This window comes from Natronococcus amylolyticus DSM 10524 (assembly GCF_000337675.1).
Taxonomy (GTDB): Archaea; Halobacteriota; Halobacteria; order Halobacteriales; family Natrialbaceae; genus Natronococcus; species Natronococcus amylolyticus.
Genome location: NZ_AOIB01000027.1, coordinates 21,479 through 42,164 on the forward strand (window position 1 = coordinate 21,479; position 20,686 = coordinate 42,164).

18 protein-coding genes and 1 pseudogene are annotated in these 20,686 nt (G+C 65.7%); 8 read left to right on the forward strand and 11 right to left on the reverse strand.

The features are described from left to right. The first annotated feature begins 267 nt into the window (after positions 1–267). Both C491_RS12825 and C491_RS12830 read left to right on the forward strand, forming a co-directional pair. Positions 268–2,022 (forward strand): cation:proton antiporter, encoded by a 1,755-nt coding sequence (locus C491_RS12825; protein WP_049891861.1) that lies wholly within the window; start codon positions 268–270, stop codon positions 2,020–2,022. Next, the gene (locus tag C491_RS12830; protein ID WP_049891903.1) at positions 2,015–3,817 is read left to right on the forward strand and encodes a cation:proton antiporter; all 1,803 of its coding nucleotides are present in this window, start codon (positions 2,015–2,017) and stop codon (positions 3,815–3,817) included. The genes C491_RS12825 and C491_RS12830 overlap by 8 nt, the downstream gene beginning before the upstream one ends. Before the next feature lie 257 nt (positions 3,818–4,074). On the opposite strand, the pseudogene C491_RS23680 reads toward C491_RS12830, so the two are convergent. From C491_RS23680 to C491_RS12850, 4 genes and pseudogenes are all read right to left on the reverse strand, one after another. Next, positions 4,075–4,304, reverse strand: a pseudogene (locus C491_RS23680) (IS6 family transposase); the annotation flags it as partial. 26 nt (positions 4,305–4,330) lie between these two features. Further along, a complete protein-coding gene (locus C491_RS12840; protein WP_049891863.1) occupies positions 4,331–5,992 on the reverse strand; it encodes a cation:proton antiporter in 1,662 nt (553 codons plus the stop codon). After that, positions 5,985–7,703, reverse strand: a complete 1,719-nt coding sequence (locus tag C491_RS12845) for a cation:proton antiporter (RefSeq protein ID WP_005556927.1) — start codon at positions 7,701–7,703, stop codon at positions 5,985–5,987. The genes C491_RS12840 and C491_RS12845 overlap by 8 nt, the downstream gene beginning before the upstream one ends. A 92-nt stretch (positions 7,704–7,795) precedes the next feature. Then, positions 7,796–9,307 (reverse strand): hypothetical protein, encoded by a 1,512-nt coding sequence (locus C491_RS12850; RefSeq protein WP_005556929.1) that lies wholly within the window; start codon positions 9,305–9,307, stop codon positions 7,796–7,798. A 197-nt stretch (positions 9,308–9,504) separates the two neighbouring features. Between C491_RS12850 and C491_RS12855 the strand changes: the two genes are divergently transcribed. Both C491_RS12855 and C491_RS12860 read left to right on the forward strand, forming a co-directional pair. After that, a complete protein-coding gene (locus C491_RS12855; protein ID WP_005556931.1) occupies positions 9,505–10,332 on the forward strand; it encodes a pantoate kinase in 828 nt (275 codons plus the stop codon). A 41-nt stretch (positions 10,333–10,373) separates the two neighbouring features. Next, positions 10,374–11,153, forward strand: coding sequence for a 4-phosphopantoate--beta-alanine ligase (locus C491_RS12860; protein ID WP_005556933.1), 780 nt, complete (start codon positions 10,374–10,376; stop codon positions 11,151–11,153). Here the strand turns inward: C491_RS12860 and C491_RS12865 are convergent. After that, positions 11,150–11,809 (reverse strand): hypothetical protein, encoded by a 660-nt coding sequence (locus C491_RS12865; protein ID WP_005556935.1) that lies wholly within the window; start codon positions 11,807–11,809, stop codon positions 11,150–11,152. The genes C491_RS12860 and C491_RS12865 overlap by 4 nt on opposite strands. Before the next feature lie 150 nt (positions 11,810–11,959). Here C491_RS12865 and C491_RS12870 point away from each other — a divergent pair, with 150 nt between their 5' ends. Beyond that, positions 11,960–12,238 carry a HalOD1 output domain-containing protein gene (locus tag C491_RS12870; protein ID WP_005556937.1) on the forward strand — a complete coding sequence of 93 codons (279 nt, stop codon included), beginning with the start codon at positions 11,960–11,962 and terminating at the stop codon, positions 12,236–12,238. A gap of 65 nt (positions 12,239–12,303) precedes the next feature. Beyond that, a complete protein-coding gene (locus tag C491_RS12875; protein ID WP_005556938.1) occupies positions 12,304–13,284 on the forward strand; it encodes a tyrosine--tRNA ligase in 981 nt (326 codons plus the stop codon). Between the two features lie 54 nt (positions 13,285–13,338). On the opposite strand, the gene C491_RS23260 is transcribed toward C491_RS12875, so the two are convergent. After that, entirely contained in the window at positions 13,339–13,509 is a 171-nt protein-coding gene (locus C491_RS23260; RefSeq protein ID WP_005556940.1) for a hypothetical protein, read from the reverse strand. A 164-nt stretch (positions 13,510–13,673) separates the two neighbouring features. On the opposite strand from C491_RS23260, the gene C491_RS12880 reads away from it, so the two are divergent. Beyond that, positions 13,674–14,612 (forward strand): biotin--[acetyl-CoA-carboxylase] ligase, encoded by a 939-nt coding sequence (locus C491_RS12880; RefSeq protein ID WP_005556942.1) that lies wholly within the window; start codon positions 13,674–13,676, stop codon positions 14,610–14,612. On the opposite strand, the gene C491_RS12885 is transcribed toward C491_RS12880, so the two are convergent. Then, positions 14,609–15,112 carry a universal stress protein gene (locus C491_RS12885; protein WP_005556943.1) on the reverse strand — a complete coding sequence of 168 codons (504 nt, stop codon included), beginning with the start codon at positions 15,110–15,112 and terminating at the stop codon, positions 14,609–14,611. The two genes, C491_RS12880 and C491_RS12885, sit on opposite strands and share 4 nt — an antisense overlap. 178 nt (positions 15,113–15,290) lie before the next feature. Then, on the reverse strand, positions 15,291–16,994 hold the full coding sequence (locus tag C491_RS12890; protein ID WP_005556945.1) for a tRNA uridine(34) 5-carboxymethylaminomethyl modification radical SAM/GNAT enzyme Elp3: 1,704 nt from the start codon (positions 16,992–16,994) through the stop codon (positions 15,291–15,293). Positions 16,995–17,096: 102 nt separating this feature from the next. Between C491_RS12890 and C491_RS12895 the strand changes: the two genes are divergently transcribed. Beyond that, complete coding sequence (locus C491_RS12895) at positions 17,097–17,549, forward strand: hypothetical protein (RefSeq protein WP_005556947.1); 453 nt, start codon at positions 17,097–17,099, stop codon at positions 17,547–17,549. A 50-nt stretch (positions 17,550–17,599) separates the two neighbouring features. On the opposite strand, the gene C491_RS12900 is transcribed toward C491_RS12895, so the two are convergent. From C491_RS12900 to C491_RS12910, 3 genes are all read right to left on the reverse strand, one after another. Continuing rightward, positions 17,600–18,037 (reverse strand): SHOCT domain-containing protein, encoded by a 438-nt coding sequence (locus tag C491_RS12900; RefSeq protein WP_005556949.1) that lies wholly within the window; start codon positions 18,035–18,037, stop codon positions 17,600–17,602. 84 nt (positions 18,038–18,121) lie between these two features. Then, entirely contained in the window at positions 18,122–20,245 is a 2,124-nt protein-coding gene (locus tag C491_RS12905) for an OB-fold nucleic acid binding domain-containing protein (RefSeq protein WP_005556951.1), read from the reverse strand. Positions 20,246–20,347: 102 nt separating this feature from the next. After that, entirely contained in the window at positions 20,348–20,611 is a 264-nt protein-coding gene (locus C491_RS12910) for a hypothetical protein (protein ID WP_005556952.1), read from the reverse strand. Positions 20,612–20,686: the final 75 nt, after the last annotated feature.

Sequence of the window (20,686 nt, forward strand, 5' to 3'; positions counted from 1 at the left end):
GGCGAACTCCTCGTGAGAGATCTCGTCGGTAAGCAGCGCGGCCAGCACTGCGATCGCAACGGAGATCGAGCTCGTCGGACCGACGTCCTCTGTAGCGATTCCGAAACGTACGAAGATCCGAGTCTTCTAGAGGGGAGCGTACTCAGCCGCCTGACCGGCGCCGTTCCGTACGGTGATCACCAACCGATCACCGTCTTTGTCCTTGGTGGATCATGCGGTGGACTTTTCAGCCCTTCAAGGAAAGCAGGGGTAGTGGTGAACTGAGAGATGGTCGACGTCGGCCTCGCGAGTGATGTAGCTATTATCCTTGTCGCTGCTGCACTCGTCGGGGTTCTTGCGGTTCGATTGGGACAGCCGACGATCATCGGATATATTCTTACCGGCGTCGTGATCGGCCCGGTCGGACTCGGACTCGTAGAGCCAAGCATCATTACGGACACGATGGCCGAACTCGGTCTCGCGTTTCTGTTGTTTTTGCTCGGCATCAAGATGCGAATCGACGAAATCCGCCATCTCATCGCACCGATTGTCAAGATCTCGATTCCACAGATGGTCGCGGTCGGAGCTGTTGGGTTCGGTTTTGCAGTCCTCCTCCCGTTTTCGTTCGAGGAGGCGGTGATCATCGGGCTGGCCGTGGTGTACAGTTCGACGGCCGTCGTGATCAAAATGCTCAACGACAAGGGCGAGGCGACGTCGCTGCACGGCAAGATCGACGTCGGCGTACTCCTCGCCCAGGACATCGTCGTCGTCATTATTCTCGCGGTGCTGGCCGCAGGCCGGCCCGACGGTGTCGCCGACGTCGCGGTAACACTCGGAATCGTGATGGTGCTCGTCACGATCACTACCGTCGCGGCGATCGCCGCCTCCAGATACGTGCTCCCGTCGCTCTTTAGACAAATCGCCGACGATACGAGGCTGCTCTTTCTCGTCGCTATCTCGTGGCTCTTTCTGTTCGTTCTCGTCTCCGACCAGATCAACCTCATCCTGTCACCGATCGGGATCGACGCGTACCTCTCCATCGAGATGGGGGCGTTCCTCGCCGGGCTGGCGATCGCCCAGCTGCCCTACAGCAAGGATCTCCAGGGACTCGTCAACCCGTTGACAGACCTGTTCGTGATGGTGTTTTTCGTCTCCGTTGCTCTCGACTTCGAAGCAAGCGATCTCCTCGCGTACTGGCAGGAGGCCGTCGTCGTCGCCGTCGGATTGATGATCGTCAAATTTGTCGTCTTCTTCCTCCTCCTCAACTGGCAGCGGTTCGATCTCGAGACGACGTTCCTCGGCAGCATCGGGATGATCCAGGTCAGCGAGTTCGGGATCGTCGTCGCCGTCGCTGCGGTCGAGAGCGAGCCGCCGTTTATCGGTCAGGCGGAGCTCGGCTTCATCACCCTCGTCGCGCTGATGACCATGAGCGTCTCGGTGTACTTCATCCAGTACAACCGACAGCTGTTCGAGCGCGTGGAGCCGTATCTCTCGCGATGGGAGCAATCCGATCCCGTCCAGCCAGCTGATACGGAGTATCGAAACCACGTCGTTGTCATCGGCTACGACGAGATTGCACGCAGGGCGTTGCGAATCCTCGAGGAGCAGTACGACCAGATCGTGGTCATCGACCGAAACGTCGAGCACGTCGAAGCGATCGAAGACGCGGGATACGATGCGCTGTTCGGTGATTTCAAGTACGCGAAGATTCGCAAGGACGCCGGCGTGAAGTACGCCGACTTCGTGTTCTCGTCGTCGGATCAGGTGGAGATCAACGAAATATTGCTCAGAGAGACGACGGAGGAAACGACGGTATTCGTCGAGGCCAGGACTGTCGAGGAGGCAGCGCAGTTGTACGATGCTGGCGCCGAGTACGTCGTTCTGGCCCCGCAGCTCGGCATCGCACAGTTCATCGAGTACCTCGAGTCGTACGTCGGGGACAGATCGACCTTCGACCGAGAGATCGCTGCCGACATGGAGCTGTTGCGAAGCGGGCAGCTGTTCCCCGACATCACGGACCGGGTGGGTGGTGACGATGACTGACGTCGCACTGCTCACCGCGATGGCGATTCTGTTCGTCGTCGCCGGCCCAGTACTGCTGATCGCGAAGGGGTTGCGGCTGTCGATCATCCCATCGCTCATCCTGGCCGGACTGTTCGTCGGACAGCTGGGTCTCATCGACGGGGCGCTCATGCTCGAGCTCGCCCGGCTCGGAATCGCGTTTCTCGTCTTCACCTTCAGTGTACAGATCCACACCGAAGAGGTTCGGACGGTCGTCTCGAACACCGAAGTCGTCGCGATCGTTCAGGCGTTCGTCCTCGGTGTGCTCGGAATCCTCTTCGCGCTCGTGGTCGGCATCGTCCTGGAGTCCGGCGTCGTCCCGGGCGTAGGGCTCGAAGAGCCAGTGACGGTCGAACAGGCGCTTTTCGTCGGGATCGCGGCCGCGCTCTCGTCGGTGATCGTCGGAACCGCGCTGTTCGCCAAACCGCAGTCCGACATCGTTCACGACTACCTCTCGAGCGAGATCGATTCGGTCAGCGACTTCCTGGCGGTGTTCGTCTTGCTCGTCGTCAGCGCCGGCACCTTCGCGCTGGATCCGATCGCGACGCAGTTCGGGTACGGCGTCATGCTTCTCGGTGCGGCGATCGTCATCAACCGCTATCTGTTCGGGATCATGGAACGGCTCGCCAGCGGTTCGGACGAGGCGATGCTCATTAGCATCGTGGCGCTGTTGATCGTCTTCCTCGCTGCCGCGGACTTCCTCGATACCTCTATCGTCGTCGGCGCGTTCGCCGCCGGGCTGGCAGTCAGGGATAACCCCGTCGAGTACTCGGAGGTGTTCAACGGATTGAACTCGATACAGGAGTTCTTCGTCGCGATCTTCTTCGCCACGGTCGGGGCGCTAGTGACGCTCCCCTCGCCGCTGGCGGTAACGGCCGATCCATCGGCGACGCTCGGCCCCTTCGTCCCGGTCGCCACGATCGCGCTCGGGCTCGTGGTGTTGACGGTCGTGATCAAACCGATCGTCATCGGCGTTCTGCTCGTGTACAACGGGTACGACAGGCGGTCGGCGACGGTTACAGGGCTCACTCTGGACCACGTTGGCGCGTTCAGCGTCATCGTGGCTATCGAGGCGCTCATTCTCGGGCTCCTGATCGAGCCGGTGTTCGAGGGGATCATCCTCGCAGCAGCAGTGTCGATGATCCTATCGAATCTTACCCACACGTACGACGAGGAAATCTACGGACTCCTGGTCGATCGAGGCTGGCTCGGTCAGCCGTATCACGATGTCGACGACTGGAACTCCGTCCCAGAGGACATGTCCGATCACGTCGTTATCGTTGGGTACGGCCGACACGGCCGACGACTCGTCGAGTTCTGCGAGGAGGTCGACCAGCCGTACGTCGTGATCGAGAACAATCCGCAGGCACTGCCCGATCTCCGGGCTAACTGCGGTGCCTACGTGTTCGCCGACGCGATCGAGCCGGAAACGGCGGACGCATCCAACCTCGAAGCGGCGCGGCTGGTTATCTCCACAGCCGACTCGAAACCCCTCACGGAGCACTTCCTGTCGTTTTCCGATACCGTCGACGTCATCGTCCGAACCAGGGAGTTGCCGATGGCCGCCGACCTCATCGAGCGAGGGGCCACCTACGTCATCGTCCCGGACCTCCTCGCGGCCGACCAGCTCGCCGACAGCCTTGGAGCACTCTTGAACGGAGAGTACGATCCCGACGAACTACGGGCAGAGAGTATGAGCGAACTAAACCCCGAACGTGCACCACCTCGTTTTTCCACCGCGGAATCGACATCGCACACCGGAGAGCCCAACAGGTAATCTTCTCCGCCCGAACGTCTGGTATCGACTTTATCAGCGTATAAGTGGAAGCAACGACAGGTACGTCTTCTCTCCTCACGAGTCGCTCAAACACAATGAGACAGATTAGGCGTGGAACACCGTGTAGTGGAGTCGTCTGTCTAAACTGGGATTCTCTCCGACCGTTCTGTCGGCATCAACTCTCGGCTGAGCAGCGTCTGTACGGTGCTCCGTGGTTTGTCTCTCAGAGCGTACCGCGACGTTTTGGTGCCCACCTACGAGTGACGAAAACGCTCGAGTCGGATGTCGAGCGTACGAAACCACGTTTCGACGAGGTTTCGTTCGACGGAGTCTCCTCGGTCGTTCAACCCGAACCGGACAGGGACAGTCCGATAGCCAAACTGAGCGACGAAAAACGCTGCCTCGGAGGGATCGTGTTTCTCGCGGAGTCCTACAGGAACGCAGCCGCCTGATCGGCGCCGTGGCGTCCGAACACCTGGACGTCGAGACGACTCCCAATGTGCAAGCGGGACGCTACGATTCCTGATCCGGGTACGGCGGATCCTCGAAGAACGTCCGGCTGCGCCCGACGAACTCCTCGTGAGAGATCTCCTCGGTGAGCAGCGCCTCGAGGTCGTCGCCGGCCCGCTCGGCCGTGATCGCTTCGGGGTAGACGACGCCGGTTGCCTCACGCTCGAGGAACGCCTCGGCGTCGTCGGCCGAATCGATCCGGACGACCCGCGGCGTGTCGCCCTCGAGGTCGGCGATCGCCTCGGCGCGGGCGAGTTCGGGCGACAGCGAGACGACGAGCGCCGCCGTCTCGAGTCCCGCCACGTCCCAGGTCCGGTCGTTCAGCACGTCGCCGTAGACGTAGTTGTCGGCGAGTTCGCGGACGTCGTCGAACCGCGCCGGGTTGTCCTCGACGACCACGATCGGTCGATCGAGCTCCGAGCAGGCCTCGAGGACGTGCTCGCCGCCGTGTTCGAAGTCGGTGATGATGACGTGATCCTCGAGTCCCTCGTCGACGTCCGTTTTCTCGCCGATCGGTTTGCCGACTGCGCGGACGACTCCGCGCTCGCGGAGCCAGCCGTTGATCTCCTCGGCGTTGCGGGCTGTGTACGTCGCCGCGATCCACGTGATCGCCGCCGAGAGCACGATCGCGTCGAACAGCGGCCGCGCGATCGTCTCGGCGACGAGCGCCTCGATCGCGATGAAGAGACTGAAGACGCTGACCTGGTCGAGCGTTAGCCCCGTCATGACGGCCGTCCGCCCGTCGAATCCCCCGCGGAGCAGGAGGAATCCGACGATCAGCGGGTTGAGGACCAGCGTGGCGAGGACGAGCACGACCGTGTATCCGACCGTCTCGAGCGTCGGGATCGCCAGCAGGGCGCCGACGGTGACGAAGAAGATCGGCGTGAAGAAGTCCTCGAGGTCGTCGATCGTGTCGACCAGCTCGAGCGAGTGGGGGTAGTCGTCGGCGACGGCGATTCCGGCGGCGAACGCGCCGACGATAATCGAGAGGTTCGCGGCTTCGGCGAGCGCGATGAAGCCGATCGCGAGCGTGATGCCGAACAGCATCATCACCTCGGAATCTCCCTGAAGCCTGCTCGTGATGCGGTGGAAGGCGAGGTATCGCACGCCGAGTGCGAGCGCGAACAGCCCCGCGCCGACCGCGAGCTGGGTGGGAGCCGGTTCGGCCGCGTAGACGAACGCGCTCAGACCCAACACGACCAGAACGCCGAGCAGATCCTCCGTGAAGTGGATCGATTCGGCGACCTGCGCGTGGGTCGGTCGAACGCCCTCGTCGGTGTCGAGGTAGCTGGTCGCGACGAGCGACGAGCTCAGGGCCGCGGCGACGCCGAAGTAGACGGCGTTCAGCGGATCGACGCCGAACGCGAGTGCGCCGGCGACGGCCAGACCGCCGACGACGACCGCCTGCACGACGCCGATGGCGACGCTCGTTCGCCCGGTCGACCGGAACGCCTCGAGGTCGACGTGGGTGCCAAAGAGGAAGACGAGGAAGGCGATTCCCCACTGGGCCAGATCGAGGAGTTCGCTCTCGTCGATCGCGAAGCCGATGAGAATCCCGGCCAGCAGGTAAAACGGCAGGACGGGGAGATCCCGCTGGGCGGCGACGAGCAACAGTCCCGCCGCGACGGTGAAGATCAACGTCAGCGCGAACAGGATCTCATACATCGGTCCCACCTCCGGTGCTGGCGGGTTCGCCCGTCCGTCTCGGCTCGCTCCGGGCCCGAGCGTTGAGTTCCTCGAGGCGGTCCTCGAACGCCTCACGGTCGTCGAGCGTCCCGAGCAGGTCCGCAAGCTCCTCGCCCATGAGCCCGCGCTCCATGACCACGTAGTCCGCCCCGGCCTCGGTGAGCCGCGTGGCTTCGAGCTCGGTGTTGGCTCGCACGATCGAAAGCGTCTCCGGGGACTCCTCGACGAGGCGCTCGTTGACGTCGACCCGGTCGGCGACGGTGATCAGGACCTCCGCGCCGGCGAGGTTCGCCTCCTGGCGGATCTCGCCGTGTCTGGCGTTGCCGAAGATGAAGCCGTGGTCGGCCTCCTTGAGCTCCTCGACGTGTTCGGCCCGGTCCTCGACGACGACGATCTCCTCGACGTGTTCGTCCAGTACGTTCATGAGTTCGTTCGAGAGTCGGTTGTAGCCGACGACGACGGCGTGGTTCTCGTACTCGACCGGCTCGGCCTGAATGGGGTTGTCCCGCTCGAAGCGCTCGAGGTACGGCTTGACGTACGCGTAGATCTCGCGGTTGTACCGGACGTAGTACGTCGAGATCGGCATCGTGACGAGCGCCATCAGGCTGAAGAAGCCGAGCAGCCCCTCCTCGATGAACCCTTCCTCGACGGCGAGGGCACCCAGGACGACCGAGAACTCGCTGACCTGCAGCATCGAGATCGTTCCCAGGAAGGAGGTCTCCATGTCGAAGTTCTGGCTGTAGAACAGCCCGAAGACGATGAAGAAATTGATGACGATCAGGGCGACGCTCGCGATCAGCGCCTCCTGCCAGTAGGCGAGCAGCTGGTCGACCTCCATCTGGAGGGCGATGCTCGCGAAGAAGACCGCGATGAAGAAGTTCGTCGCGGGTCGCATCCGCTCTTTGAGCTCCGTGCTGTACGGAAGCTGTGCGAGCGCGAGCCCTGCGAGGAACGCGCCGATCTCGACGGAGAGGTCGAGCATTTCAGCAGTGAAGATAAAGAGGAACGCCCAGGCGATGCCGACCGTAAAGAGCGTGCTCTTGTTCGCCGCGCTGGCCCGCAACAGCGCGGGCAGGAAGTACTTGCTCGCGAGGTAGGCGACGACGCCGATGACGCCCATCAGGAACAGCACCTGTCCGATGTTGAACGCGACCTCGGTGACGTCGTCGACGGTGCCGACGGCCAGTATCGCCAGCGCCATCACCAGGTAGATGTCCTGGAAGATGAGGATCCCGACGTCGGTCTTGCCGTACAGCGTCTTCAGGTCGTCCTTGTCACCGAGCACCTTGACGATGATCGGCGTCGCGCCGAACGTCGTCGCCAGCGCGATCATCAGCGATTGATAGAGCGTAAAGCCGAGCAAGAGTGCAACGCTCGTCGAGGCGATCGCCTGCAGTATCGCCTGGCCGACCGCGATCGCCCCGACGGGACGCATGATCTCCTTGATGTCGTCGAAGCGCATCTCGATCCCGAGCAGAAACAGCAGGAACCCGAGTCCGAGTTCGGCCATCACCTCGATCAACTGATCCTCGGCGACGATCCCGAGGCCGATCGGCCCGACGACGACGCCGGTCATGATGTAGGCAACGATCGTCGGCTGCCCCGTCAGTCGGGCGATATAACTCAGTAGCGTTGCCGCGGCGATCAACAGCGCAAAGTCTGCCGCGAGTGCGATCCCTCCGGTCGGCATCTCTTAGGTCCTCCTCATAGCAATCGTAGTCGACCGCTCGTCCGCGACCGTCGTCGTTCGTCGCTCGTCGTCGATACGCTCTCGGACGACACTCATCGTCGCTCGATCGTCGTCCCCTCGCCGCCGACGGCGACGCCGAGTCCGTCGCCGAGCGCGATCGCCTCGAGCCCTCCCTCCGCGTCCGCGTCGGCTCGTTCCCAGTCGTCGGTCGGGTCGTCGCGCTCGTAAATCGCTCCGTCGGCGGTACAGACGGCGAGCCGGTCTCCGGCTCGAGCGATCCCCGACAGCGCGTCCTCGCAGACCCGCTCGGGGGTCCACCGCGAGCCGTCGTAGCGGTGGACGACGCCGGCGTCGGTACAGAGGTGACAGGTGTCGTCCTCTCCTGCGGCGAGCCCGGTCGGCGTGCCGTTGGCGTCGTCGATCCCGATCGGCTCGAAGCTTTCGCCGCCGTCGTCGGTCGCGAAGACGCCGTCGTTCGTGTCACAGCAGTAGCCGACCTCGCCGTCGAGGACGACGTCGCTCAGGCTCGAGCCGCTTCCTGGCTGCAGGGGCTCGTCCCAGCTGCAGTCGCCGTCGCGGTACCGGCCGCCAAGTACCTCGCCCGAGCCGTTGATCAGAAGGACCGTCTCGTCGCCCGCAGCGCCCGCGACCGCGATCCCCGCGAGGTTGTCGGTGCGGTCGCCGGGCGCCGAGAAGTCGGTGTGGCGACCCGAGTCGAGCTCGAGCCGGCCGACGGCGCCCCCGTCGCCGGCGACCCAGGCGACCTCGCCGTCCTCGGTCGCGTCGACGCCGTGTAGCGCCTGGCCCTGGGCCGCGGGACCGTCCTCGAGGGTAATGGACCACTCCTCGCCGTCCGTCATCGTGACAACGCCGCCCTCCCCGACGGCGACGGCGCTCGAGCCCGCGACCGCGGTATCGAGCAGGGTCGCGTCGGTGGGCGCGTCCGCGTGTCGCCACTCGGGTTCGGCCTCGGGCTCGGAACCGGTCTCATCTTCGTCGTGCGGTTCGGACGGCGACGTGGCATCTGCCGCCGCTGGTTCGGGCTCGCCGGCCGATTCGTTCGGGTCGGGTTCCGGCGCGGCTGCACCTGCCGACTCGGTCGACGGTTCGGCGTCGGGCGTCGGCTCGCTCGAGGGAGCCGGCTCCGACTGCGTCTCGGGTTCGGCTTCGACTCCCGGTTCGCGGTCGTCCGTCGGCGAGTCCTCGAGTGACTCCCGTTCGCGCTCGTTCGGAGAGTCGGCTCGAGCGCCCGGCTCGGCCGGCGGCGGGCCGAGGGAGTCGGCGCCCGACTCCGGGGCGGACCGGTCCTCGGGTTCGATCCGCTCATCTCCGTTTCGCTCGTTTCCGTTCGACTCGCTCTGCTCCGCGAGCGCCGCGTCGGTCGGCGACATCGAGTTTCCGCTCGCGTCGTCGCCGCGTCGCGTGATGTAGAGGACGATCGGCGGGACGATGTAGCAGGCGAGCGCCAGGAGGACGAACCCGCGGTGGACGAACGAGAGGAGCCCGAACGCCGTGAGTCCGGCCGTCGCGACGGCGTGCATCCAGGTCTTCGTGTACTGCTGGAAGAACCGGCCGAAACCGCTGGGTTCCGTGTTCGTCGCCATCACTCAGCCCCACCCGTCCTCGGGGAGAGGACTCTCGCTGTCGCTGTCGACCACCGGGTCGACGGGCCGCGGCGAGGACTGTGCGTTCATTGCGCGTTCCTTGACACTCCGAACGGAAAAGCCGGGACCATGAAGTGTCCTGAGCCGCCGCCGTCGAACCTGTAACGTTATACCGGGCGAGTGACAACCGGGTGATGATGCGCGAGGAGGCGACGGCGTTCGTGCCGGGCCACGTAACCGGATTCTTCAGCGCCCATCCGGACGAGGACCCGACGAAGGCCGGCTCACGGGGGGGTGGACTGACGCTGACCGACGGCGTCGAGGTGACCGTCGAACCCGCAACCGAGACGACGGTCGTCCTCGACGGCGAACCGATCGAGATCGATCCGGTACGGACGGTCCTCGAGGCGCTCGAGGTGCCGGCCCGGGTCGAGGCCGAGTCCGACCTCCCGCTGGGGGCCGGCTTCGGCGTCTCGGGGGCGATGGCGCTGGGCACGGCGTTCGCGGCGAACCAGGTCTTCGAGCGACGGCGCTCGCGGAACGAACTCGTCGCGGTCGCCCACGCCGCGGAGGTCGAGGCCGGAACGGGCCTGGGCGACGTCGTCGCGCAGGCCCAGGGCGGGATCCCGATCCGGCTCGAGCCGGGCGGCCCCGCGGTCAACGAACTCGACGCGGTTCCCGCCCGGGCGCGGATCGAGTACGTCGCGTTCGGCGAGCTCTCGACGGCCGACGTGCTCGCCGGCGAGACGGCGAAGCTCTCGCGGGCCGGCGAGGCGGCCCTCTCCCGGCTCGTCGAGGAGCCCACCCTCGAGTGCTTCATGGACGCCTCCCGTCGGTTCGCCCGCGAGGCCGAGCTGTTGACGCCGACGCTCGAGTCGACTATCGAGGAGGTAACCGAATCCGGCGGGCAGGCGTCGATGGCGATGCTCGGAGAGACGGTCTTCGCGCTCGGGACCGGGCTCTCCGACGCCGGCTACGAGCCGTCCGTCTGCCGGACCCACCCCTCGGGTGCGGTGCTGAAGTAGGGATCGGTCGGCTTTTCATCGACGGTCTCGAGGGATCGATCATGACCGACTACGACACCGTCTCCGCCGACGTCGAGCACGAGGAGGAGATCCCGGAGGACCACCCCAGATACCAGGACCTGCTTACCCGTCATCGGATCGAGAAAGGTGTCGAGAAGGGGATCACCCACCTGCAGGGGATGCACGCCGAGGGGCGGGGCAGCGCCTTCGACTACCTGCTCGGCGAGGAGACGATTCCCAGCGCGGACGAGGCCGAACGGGCCGCCGCGGCCCACCTGCTGCTCGCCGATCGGCCGGTGCTCTCGATCAACGGCAACGTCGCCGCGCTGGTGCCCGGCGAGATGGTCGAGCTGGCCGACGCCACCGGTGCCTACCTCGAGGTCAACCTGTTCAACCGCACCCCGGAGCGGATCGAGGCGATCGCCGACCATCTCCGCGAGCACGGCGCCGAGGACGTGAAGGGGCTCGAGGCAGACGCCCGGATCCCGAACCTCGACCACCAGCGCGCGAAGGTCGACGCCGACGGGATCCACGCGGCCGACGTCGTGATCGTCCCGCTCGAGGACGGCGACCGCGCGGAGGCCTTAGAGGCGATGGGCAAGACCGAGATCGTGATCGACCTCAACCCGCTCTCGCGGTCGCCGCAGGTCGCGGAGGTCCCGATCGTCGACAACATCATTCGCGCGGTGCCAAACGTCACCGCTCACGCGCGGGACCTGGCGGGAGCGGAGGAGGCCGAACTCCGGACGATCGTCGAGGAGTTCGATCGGGAGGCTGCGCTCGAGGAAGCGGAGCATCGGATACGAAACGGCGAGCTCTAGAAGCGGTCGGTGATTCGCGGCGAGACGGCGTCGCGACCGTCCTCGGTTTCGATTATGTGGTCGTCGTCGCCGTCGACGAGCGGCACTCGGGATTTGATAGAGGCGGTGAGCTCCTTGACGCGGTAGTACGACAGCGAGAAGTACTCGCTTGCCCGTCGGCTGAACGAGCCGTCGACCTCGTAGCGGATGTCACAGTCCTCTCCTCGAAGGGTCTCACCGTCGTCGTCGATCAGCCAGCGTCGAGTTAGCTCGACGCCTTTCTCCGCGTCGTAGCCGCGGGCGACGTAGTGTCTGTAGGGGTGGCGGATCCAGGAACACTCCCAGTGGGCGTAGATGTCGACTCCTTCGGCGTTCTCGAGTTCGTGGAGGATGACGTGGAGCTGGTACGACGCCAGCGGCGACGGCCGCCACACCCACGATCCCTCGGCGGTGTTACCGTCCATCCGAACCTTCACCGCGGAGATCGGGTTGCGCGAAAAGCCCAGGTCGTCGAGCAGCGCCTCGATTTCCTCCTCTGAACACTGGGCGGTCAGAACGTACTCGTCGGCTGTGGTGTGCGTGACGGCGTACCCGCCGAAGGTGCCCCGTAGAAGATAGTGGATCTGCGGGTAGATAGTTCGCCGAGCGGCATTGATAGCATCCTCTCGATAACCCATATGATCGAGCAATGCGTCGAAATCGATATCAATGTTCGGCAGGCAGTGGCCGCAGTCACCGCTCTCGACTGAATCGCAAGCGGGCGAACGATGCGTGCATACGCCGGTAGAACGGTTAGGGAAATTCCGGTCGGTACTACGTACACTCAGATGAACGCGACGGACAACGGAGATGTCATTACGAGGCGCACGCTCGACACCGATCGGGAGACGCCGGCGACGCAAGTCGCCGAACTCGTGGCGGAGCTCGAGGACCGGGAGGTGACGGATCTGTCGCCGATCTACTACACGGTCAGCGAACTGCTCGCGGATCTCTTTTCCTCGCCGCCGCGGGCGACGGCCGACGCCGCCCTCGAGTTCACCTACGAGGGGTACCAGTTCCGGGTCCGGCAGGACGGGACGACGACGGTGACGAACGCCGACGGCTGATTCGGGCTCGTCGTAGTCGCGGGTCGGTTATTATAAAACCGTTCGCCGGGTGCGATGAGGTAGAGATGGACGCCTACGAGCTGATCACGCGAAACGCCGAGGAAGTCGTTACCGACGAGGAGGTGCGCGAGCTCGCGACCGAGCCCGAGGGCAAGCGCGTCTACGTCGGCTACGAGCCCTCCGGCGTGTTACACCTGGGACACCTGCTGACGGCCAACAAACTGATCGACCTCCAGGACGCCGGCATGGAGGTTGTCGTCCTGCTCGCGGACGTTCACGCCTACCTCAACGGGAAGGGGAGCTTCGAGGAGATCCGCGAGACCGCAGCGCAGATGCAGGCGCAGTTTACCGCCTACGGCCTCGACGAGGAAAACACCGAGTTCGTCTACGGGTCGGAGTTCCAGCTCGACGAGGAGTACACCCTCGACCTCCACGAACTCGAGCTCTCGACGACGATGAACCGCGCCCAGCGCGCGATGGCCGAACTCCAGTCGGGCGAGACCGCCAAAGTGAGCCACCTCGTCTACCCACTGATGCAGGCGCTGGACATCGAGTACCTCGACCTCGACCTCGCGGTCGGCGGCCTGGATCAGCGCAAGGTCCACATGCTCGCCCGCGAGGAGCTTCCCGAACTCGGCTACGACGCCCGGCCGTGTCTCCACACGCCGATCGTCGCCGACCTCACCAGCGGCGAGGGGAAGATGTCCTCGAGCGAGGGGATCACGATCTCGATGGAGGACTCCACCGAGGAGGTAGAGGAGAAGGTCAACTCGGCCTTTTGCCCGCCGACGCGCGACCCCGAGGGCGACCTCGAGAACCCCGTTCTCGAGCTGTTCGAGTACCACGTCTTCCCGCGCTTCGAGGAGATCGTCGTCGACCGTCCCGAGAAGTACGGCGGCGATCTGACCTACGAGGCGTACGAGAGCCTGGCCGCGGACCTCGAGTCCGGCGAGCTCCACCCCGCCGACGCGAAGGGCACCCTCGCGAGCTACCTCGACGAGCTGATCGCACCGGGCCGCGAGAAGCTCCGCGAGCTGCGAAGCTAACACACGGTTCCGCGGGCGCCGAACGGCTCGGCCGTCGCGCCGTCGCCGCTCGGCTCAGAACTCGACCGCACCGATCCACGGCTCGTCGCCGCAGTACTGACACTCGAACGTCGTCTCGTACTCCTCGCAGGGCTCGTGGACCCCGCGTCCACAGGTCTCGCAGGTTGTGATTTCGCCGTCGTCGGGTTGCGTCCCGCAGGTCGTACAGCGCGTGCCGATTTTCATTGTTTTGTGCTAACTCACCTCATTCATTTGGCGCTCCGAGAGCGAGCGACAAAAACCTCCGGATCCGACGGTCGAACGACCGGTCACGGCGAGAGAGGATCGAACCGCGGACCGCTCGAGAGCCGATCCAGCCGATTCAAGTGCGGTCCCGTTCCTTCCCCGGTATGAACGAGACGCGACGAGCGATCCTCGAGGCGATCGGCGACGGGCCCGTGTCGGGCCCCGACCTCGCCGAGGAGCTCGACATCTCCCGGGCGGCCGTCTGGAAGCAGATCGACGCGCTCCGCGAGGCCGGCTTCGAGATCGAGGGCGGATCGACGGGGTACGAGCTAACCGACGTCGCGGCCTACAACGCTCCCGCGGTCGAGTTCGGGCTCGAGGCGCCGTTCTCGATCGACTACCACGACGCGATCGGGAGCACCAACGACCGCGCCCGTGAGCTGGCGACCGAGGGCGCGATCGACGTCGGCGTCCTCGCGGACGAACAGACCGGGGGCCGGGGTCGACTGAAACGCGAGTGGACCGCTCCGTCGGGGGGCGTCTGGTTAAGTATCGTCCTCCGGCCGGAGGTCGTGCCGGCTCGCGCGTCCCTATACACGCTCGCGGCGGCGGTCGCGACCGCACGGGCGGCTCGAGAGGCCGGCGTCGACGCCCGGATCAAGTGGCCCAACGACGTCGTCGTTCCCGTCGACGATAAGGGCGGATACCGCAAGCTCGCAGGAATTCTCACGGAGATGGAGGGCGAGACCGACCGCATCGCGTGGCTCGTTGTCGGGATCGGCGTCAACGCGAACATCGACGGCGACGCCCTTCCGCAGGAGGCGACGTCGATCCGCGCGGAGGCGGGCGACGTCGACCGACGCGTCTTCGTCCAGCGACTCCTCGAGGAGTTCGACCGCCTTCGGACCGACCTCGAGGCGGTCGTCCCGGCCTGGCGCGAGCTGGCGCTGACGCTGGGCCAGCGCGTCCGGGTCGAGCGACCGACCGACGAGCTGATCGGCGGAGCCGTCGACGTCACCGACAGCGGGGCGCTCGTCGTCGAGACCGACGACGGCCGGGAGACGGTCTCGGCCGGTGACTGCGAGCACCTGCGGCCGACCTAGACGTCCGAGGGCTCCGGCGTCTCTCCTTCGGCCGTCTCGGCCTGGCGTTCGGATTCGGGAATCGGTTCGTCCTCGCCCAGTCTGACCGTCAACACCGGGACAGGGCACTGTCTGACGACCCGCTCGGCGACACTGCCCAGCAACAGGCGGTCGATCCCGCCGCGGCCGTGTGTGCCCATAACGACGAGATCGCAGCTGTCGGGCGTCGCCTCCCGGACGATCACCTGACTCGGCGACCCCTCGAGGATCTCCGTCTCGACCGCAACATCCGGCGGCGCGAGCTCCTCGACCCGCGCGAGCGCGCCCTGACCCTCCGAGCGCAGCGCCTCCCCGATGCCCTCCCAGGCGGTCTCCATCGGTAGCCCGCCGTAGCTGGCGACGTTGGCGACGTAGATCGCCTTCACCGTCGCGTCGTGAGTTCGGGCGAGCTCGAAGGCGTACTCGAGCGCGCGCTCGCCCTCCGGCGAACCGTCGGTCGGGACGAGAATGCAGTCGTACATCTGTTACCACGTGGCATAACACGTCGTGAGTAATAACGTTGTGGTAGTATCGAGGGATTCTCTTACGAATACTGACACGGAAACGAGGAGAGAACTCGAGGAACGGCGACGGCACCGTGGGCTCGAAGGAGGGTGCTAGTGGGATCGACTCGAGCGAACGAAAGAAGGCCGCAGCGGCTTACAGGCGCTTGCTGACGTAGGGACCGTCCTGCGTGTACCCCAGCTTGTTCCGGTAGTACTCTCGAGCGCCGATCCCCGAGATGACGCTCAACTTGTCGTAGCCGGCATCGGCCGCGAGCTCCTCCGCCCGGTTCATCAGCCGGCGACCGTACCCCTTGTGCTGGTGCTGGTCGGTCTCACCCTGGTCGCCCATGGCAACCTCGCTTCCGTAGACGTGGAGTTCGCGGACGATGGCGGCGTTCTCGAGCTCCGGCCGGATCCGGTCGCCCGTTATGGCCGAGGGAAGGCCGTCCGCGGTGCCGCCGTCGTTGGGAAACCGGAGGCGACAGAAGCCGACGAGGAGGTCCTTCTCGAAGTCCTCGAACGAGATGAACTGCTCCGTGCCGCCGCAGGCGTCGTAGTTCATGACGTCGAGCTCGACGTTTTCGGGCACTTCATCGTTCATTCCGGCCTCGCGACAGCGGATGCAGTCACAGGACCAGCCGTGTTCGTCCATGCGCTGTCGGGCGAGCTGTCGCAGATTCGACTTCCAGACGCCGGCGTCGATGTAGTCCGCCGGAATGTCCCGCTGGACCCGCTGGAGGCGCGTGTACCGGGGGATCATGTCCTTGATTTCGGCGACCAGGTCGGCAGCCTCATCGTTCGTGAGGGGGTCGAACTCACCCTCGTGCCACCAGTCGTAGGTCGCGGTCCCGCGAACGATCAGCGTCGGATAGATCTTGAGGTAGTCGGGTTTCCACTGCTCCTGCTCGAACAGCCGACGGAAGTCCTCGAGACACATCTCCTTGGACATCCCCGGCTGGCCGGGCATCATGTGGAACCCGACCTTGAAGCCCGCGTTGCGGAGCCGGCGGTTGGCATCGATCGACGCCTGTGCGCCGTGGCCGCGGTGCATCTCCCGGTTGATTCGCTCGTAGGTCGTCTGCACGCCGACCTCGACTTTCGTCCCGCCGAGGTCGAGCATGCGGTCGATCTGCTCGGGGTCACACCAGTCGGGCTTGGTCTCGAACGTCGTCCCGATGTTCCTGATGTCGTTGGTCTCGTTCTCGGCAATGACGTCCTCGAGGTACTTCCACTCGTACTCCTCGGGATCCTCGGCGAAGCTGACGCCCTCGGCGGGCTCTGGCTCCTTGTCGACGTTGTAGTCGTTCATCGCCTCGAGGGCGCGCTTGACGAACCACTCCTGGTAGTCGTGGCTGCGGGCGGTCATCGTCCCGCCCATCAGGATCAGCTCGACCTTGTCGACGGGGTGGCCGATCTCCCGGAGCTGTTCGAGCCGCAGCGTCACCTGGCCGTACGGGTCGTAGTCGTTCTGGACGCCACGGGCTGCCGCGGGCTCCTCGCCCGTGTAGCTCTGGGAGGAGGAGAACTCCGAGTCGGGGCCGCCGGGACAGTAGAGACACTTCCCGTGGGGACAGCGCTCGGGCGAGGTCATGATCGCGACCGGCGAGACGCCCGAGGCGGTCCGGACGGGTTTGCGCCGAAGCACAGACTCGAGTTCCTCGCGGTGCTCCTGGGGCGCGTAGTCCAGCAGCTCGGAGTTCTTCGGCACCTTCGGCGCCGACTGTTCCGAACACGCCTCGAGCTTGGCCTTTTCGACCTCGCCACGGTCGATCTCGCCCGCGAGAATTCGCTCGACGAGCGTCTCGCAGACCTTCTCGAACGCGTCGGTTTCGGTCGGTTCGGGCGTCTCGGTACTCACTACACGGAGTTGGTCCCGGAGCGTGAATAAGCGTGTCGGACTCGCTACCCTTCGGCTCGAGAGCAGCACGGCTTTGACCGCTCGCCCGCAACGGTACCCTGAATGCGCGAGATCGAGCTCTCGTACACCGTCGAACCGCCGGCCGAGCAACTCCGCGAGCGACTGACGCCGCGTTCGATCCTCGACTACGCGGACGTCTACGAGGTTCGATCCTGCGAGCCGACCGACGACGGGGCCGAGGCAACGGTCGCGATCGACGGAACCGAGATGACGGTGGTATTTTCGGCGCTCGAGAACGGGTACGCCTACCGCTTCGTCGACGGCGGGATGTTCGAGGAGCGGTACTCGAGAGTCACCGTCGAGGACGGCGAGGAGGCCCGCGTCACGGCGACGGCCAGGTACACGTTCGACTCGATCTGGTCGTTCGTGCTCGATCGGCTGGGCGCGAAAACGGTGCGTCGAGAGCTCGAGCTGACGATCACGAACCTGCTCGAGGACGTCTCGGGATCCGAGACGGGAGACGACGGGCCGGAAACAACGGGCGACAGAGACTGAACCCGCGTCGCCGTGCCGACGGACGACGATCGTCGTCGACGGTTCGCGGCTCAGCGCTCGTACTCGAGGTCGCGATCCCGGACCGACTCGCGTTCGTTTTGTCGTTCGCGTCGCCAGCGATCGGCGTCCTCGAGGCTCTCGGTCTCGAGGAGCCGATCGAGCTTGCGCTCGAACTGCTCGTCGGTCAGCTCGCCCGCCGCGTACCGATCGCGGAGTCGCTCGAGGGCGTCGCGGGCCGACGGCTCCTCCGCTTCCGCCTCCTCGAGCGTCTCGGGGTCGATTTCGTCTTCGGTCCACCACTCTCGAACGTCGTCCTCGTCGCCGAACAGCAACGCGACCATCGGGACAACGACGATATACCCGAAGAGCAGCGCCGCGAGCCACCACCCCTGGCCGGTGAACATCGCGGCGAGCCAGATCCCGGTCACGAGCGTCGCCGTCACCTCCGTGGCGTTCTCGCGGAGCCGTGTCTTCGGATCGGCGCCCATACCCTACGTGTGATAGCGACTGCCAAATGCGTTTCTGACCGGCGCTACCGCTGATCGGGTCGTGGACGACGGAGAAGGGTGCGATTACGCGAGCGTCTCGCCGAGCGCCTCGAGTGCGGCCTCGTGGACGGCGTCGCGCTCGCCGGGCAGGAACTCGACGTGGCCGTCCCGCCCGCCGACGACGTGGACGCCGCCGTTCGGAACCCGTTCGGCGATCGCGTTGCCGAGGGCCCGAACGTCGATCGCTTCGGTCGTCCGGACGTGCAGTTCGTCCTCGCCGATGCCGAGCGTGGCGGCCGACTCCTCGCGCTCGCGGCGGTGGAGCGCGTCGAGCAGCAGGATCGTCGTCGGGAAGTCGTACCGGTGGGTGAACGCGTCGGTGTCGAGCACGGTGACGGTCAGCCCGTCGACCTCCTGCACCGAGCGGTTCTCTCGCGCGGTTCCCAGTTCGGTCTCGAGCTTGTCGCGGAACTGCTCGGAGACGTGGGCCGCGAGATCGGCGTTCCCGTCGAACAGCAGGTCCGCGACGAGTTCGCGCTTGTCCTTGTAGCTCTGGTAGAACGCTTCCAGCGCGACGGCCTCGCGTCGCTCGGAGATGTCCGTCTCGTCGTAGCCGGCCTCGGTGGCCAGCTCGAGGTACGCCTCGGGGGCGTTCTCCCAGTAGCTGATCGCCGGCAGGTGCTCGAGGTCGTCACGAACGTCGTCGTTGACGTGGGCGGCGACGTTCGCGGCGAGGGCGGTCGAGGTCAGGTCGGCGACGTCGGCGCCGCTGACCGAGGGCGCGACGGCCGCCGAGACGGCGTCGACGATCTCCTCGTCGGCGCGGCTGTCGTCGATTACCAGCGCCTCGGCGCCGTACAGCGAGAGCAGCTCGTAGCCGTCGGCGGACTCGACGGTCGAGCCGGTGCCGACGAGTACGACCAGCGGCAGCTGCTCGTCGTGGCGGTCGCGGGCCTCGAGCATCGAGGTGACGTCGTCGGTCGCGGCGTCCATGTCGTACACCCGACCCTCGAGCGGTCGGCGCTCGAAGTAGTGGTACTCGGCGTCCTCGCGGGTGTGTTTCTCGCGGATCAGCGGGAGCGCGGCGCGCTCGATGGCGGCGCCGGCGACGTAGCCGTCGGCGGTCGCGGCGTGGCGAACGACGACGGGTCGGGCCTCCATGATCGCACGCCGGATCGCCGTCGCGGCGTCGCCGATCTCCTCTTCGACGGCCGCGACCGCGTCGTGGTCGGCAAGCGGGGCGACGTCGGCGGGACGGGCCTCGCGCTCGATCGCGCTCTCGAGGCGGTCGACGACCGTCTCCCGGGCCTCGTCCTCGAGGATCTCGAGGGTCTCGGTCTCGACCTGCAGGTCGCCGTGGTGGCGCTCGATCTCGCCCTCGAGGGCGACGATGTCCTCGACCTCGACGTCGGGATAGGCCCGAACGCCGGCCTCCTCGAAGGCCGCACACTCGACGGTGCCGGTCTCGTCGCGAAGCTCGAAGACCGTCGGACCGGAGGTCTGGCGGACGCCGGTGATCTCGCCCTCGAGGCGGACGACGCTGCCGACCTGGTTCTCGATGGCGTCGATCGTCGTTCGCTTCAGCGCCGGTTCGGCCTCCGGCTCGGCGTCGGCGACGTCGTCGGTCGTCGGCGCCGAGGCGGTGGCAGACTCGGTCACAACGGAGCCGCTCTCGGCAGCGACCGCCTCGGCACCGCCCGTCGACGGACTCGCCTCGTCGCTCGGACCGGTATCGTCGGCGCTCGCGCTCGGTTCGGCGCCCGAATCAGGCTCGGGGTCAGGTTCGGGTTCGGAGTCGGTCTTCGAGCCGTCGGGATCGTCGTCGGCCTCCTCGGGCAGGAACTCGTCGTCGGCTGTCTCGACCAGGTGACCGCGGAACTCGCGTTCGCGCTGGCGGATCGACCAGCCGAGGTCGACGTTGCCGTTGTCCCGGACGTCGAGCACCTGGACGAACACCTCGTCGCCGGGCTCCCAGTCGAGACTCTCGAGTCGCTTGTCCAGTTCGCTTCTGTGCAACAGACCGGTTACGTGGTCGCCGATATCGATGAAGACACCGAAATCGGCGTAGCCGTCGACGGTTCCCCGGTAGTAGCGACCAGGGGTGAGCTGCGAGGGGGTGGTTCCGCGGAACTCGAAGACCGCGTCCTCCTCGTGACTCTTGCAGATCTCGCCGTCGACAGACGTGCCGCAGATGATACAGTTACCCATCTACACGAACCAAGCAGTTTCGCCCTAAAACGGTTGTCGGAATGCGTTCGGGGCAGTACCGACCGATCCGCGCGCGAAACGACCGCCGGAATCGGCCGTCGTTCACTCGAAGACCGGGGAATCGTCCTCGAGCGCCTCGACGTCTTTGACGATCTTGCGGACGTCTTCGGGGAACAGCGACACCTGTACCTCGTTGCCGTCCTCATCCTCGAAGACGAGCTTGACCCGCTTGTCGCCGAACTCGCGGGCACCGGCCTCCTCGACGCCGAACAGCTTGACCGTCGCGGACTTGTTCGTCGGACCGACGTTCTTGATCGATCCCTCGTTCAGTTCGACCATGAACTCCTCGAGCGAGAGTGAGAGCATACACCGTCGTAGGAGCCCCGTACAAAAAACGCCACGGCATCGCTCCGCGGGTTACCGGCTCGTCGTTCCGGTCGT

Excerpts from the sequence above, each read along its gene's own strand:
- C491_RS12825 (WP_049891861.1), top strand. The coding sequence starts at position 268 with ATGGTCGACGTCGGCCTCGCGAGTGATGTAGCTATTATCCTTGTCGCT.
- C491_RS12830 (WP_049891903.1), top strand. The coding sequence starts at position 2,015 with ATGACTGACGTCGCACTGCTCACCGCGATGGCGATTCTGTTCGTCGTC.
- C491_RS12840 (WP_049891863.1), bottom strand. The coding sequence starts at position 5,992 with ATGTATGAGATCCTGTTCGCGCTGACGTTGATCTTCACCGTCGCGGCG.
- C491_RS12845 (WP_005556927.1), bottom strand. The coding sequence starts at position 7,703 with ATGCCGACCGGAGGGATCGCACTCGCGGCAGACTTTGCGCTGTTGATC.
- C491_RS12850 (WP_005556929.1), bottom strand. The coding sequence starts at position 9,307 with ATGGCGACGAACACGGAACCCAGCGGTTTCGGCCGGTTCTTCCAGCAG.
- C491_RS12855 (WP_005556931.1), top strand. The coding sequence starts at position 9,505 with ATGCGCGAGGAGGCGACGGCGTTCGTGCCGGGCCACGTAACCGGATTC.
- C491_RS12860 (WP_005556933.1), top strand. The coding sequence starts at position 10,374 with ATGACCGACTACGACACCGTCTCCGCCGACGTCGAGCACGAGGAGGAG.
- C491_RS12865 (WP_005556935.1), bottom strand. The coding sequence starts at position 11,809 with ATGGGTTATCGAGAGGATGCTATCAATGCCGCTCGGCGAACTATCTAC.
- C491_RS12870 (WP_005556937.1), top strand. The coding sequence starts at position 11,960 with ATGAACGCGACGGACAACGGAGATGTCATTACGAGGCGCACGCTCGAC.
- C491_RS12875 (WP_005556938.1), top strand. The coding sequence starts at position 12,304 with ATGGACGCCTACGAGCTGATCACGCGAAACGCCGAGGAAGTCGTTACC.
- C491_RS23260 (WP_005556940.1), bottom strand. The coding sequence starts at position 13,509 with ATGAAAATCGGCACGCGCTGTACGACCTGCGGGACGCAACCCGACGAC.
- C491_RS12880 (WP_005556942.1), top strand. The coding sequence starts at position 13,674 with ATGAACGAGACGCGACGAGCGATCCTCGAGGCGATCGGCGACGGGCCC.
- C491_RS12885 (WP_005556943.1), bottom strand. The coding sequence starts at position 15,112 with ATGTACGACTGCATTCTCGTCCCGACCGACGGTTCGCCGGAGGGCGAG.
- C491_RS12895 (WP_005556947.1), top strand. The coding sequence starts at position 17,097 with ATGCGCGAGATCGAGCTCTCGTACACCGTCGAACCGCCGGCCGAGCAA.
- C491_RS12900 (WP_005556949.1), bottom strand. The coding sequence starts at position 18,037 with ATGGGCGCCGATCCGAAGACACGGCTCCGCGAGAACGCCACGGAGGTG.
- C491_RS12905 (WP_005556951.1), bottom strand. The coding sequence starts at position 20,245 with ATGGGTAACTGTATCATCTGCGGCACGTCTGTCGACGGCGAGATCTGC.
- C491_RS12910 (WP_005556952.1), bottom strand. The coding sequence starts at position 20,611 with ATGCTCTCACTCTCGCTCGAGGAGTTCATGGTCGAACTGAACGAGGGA.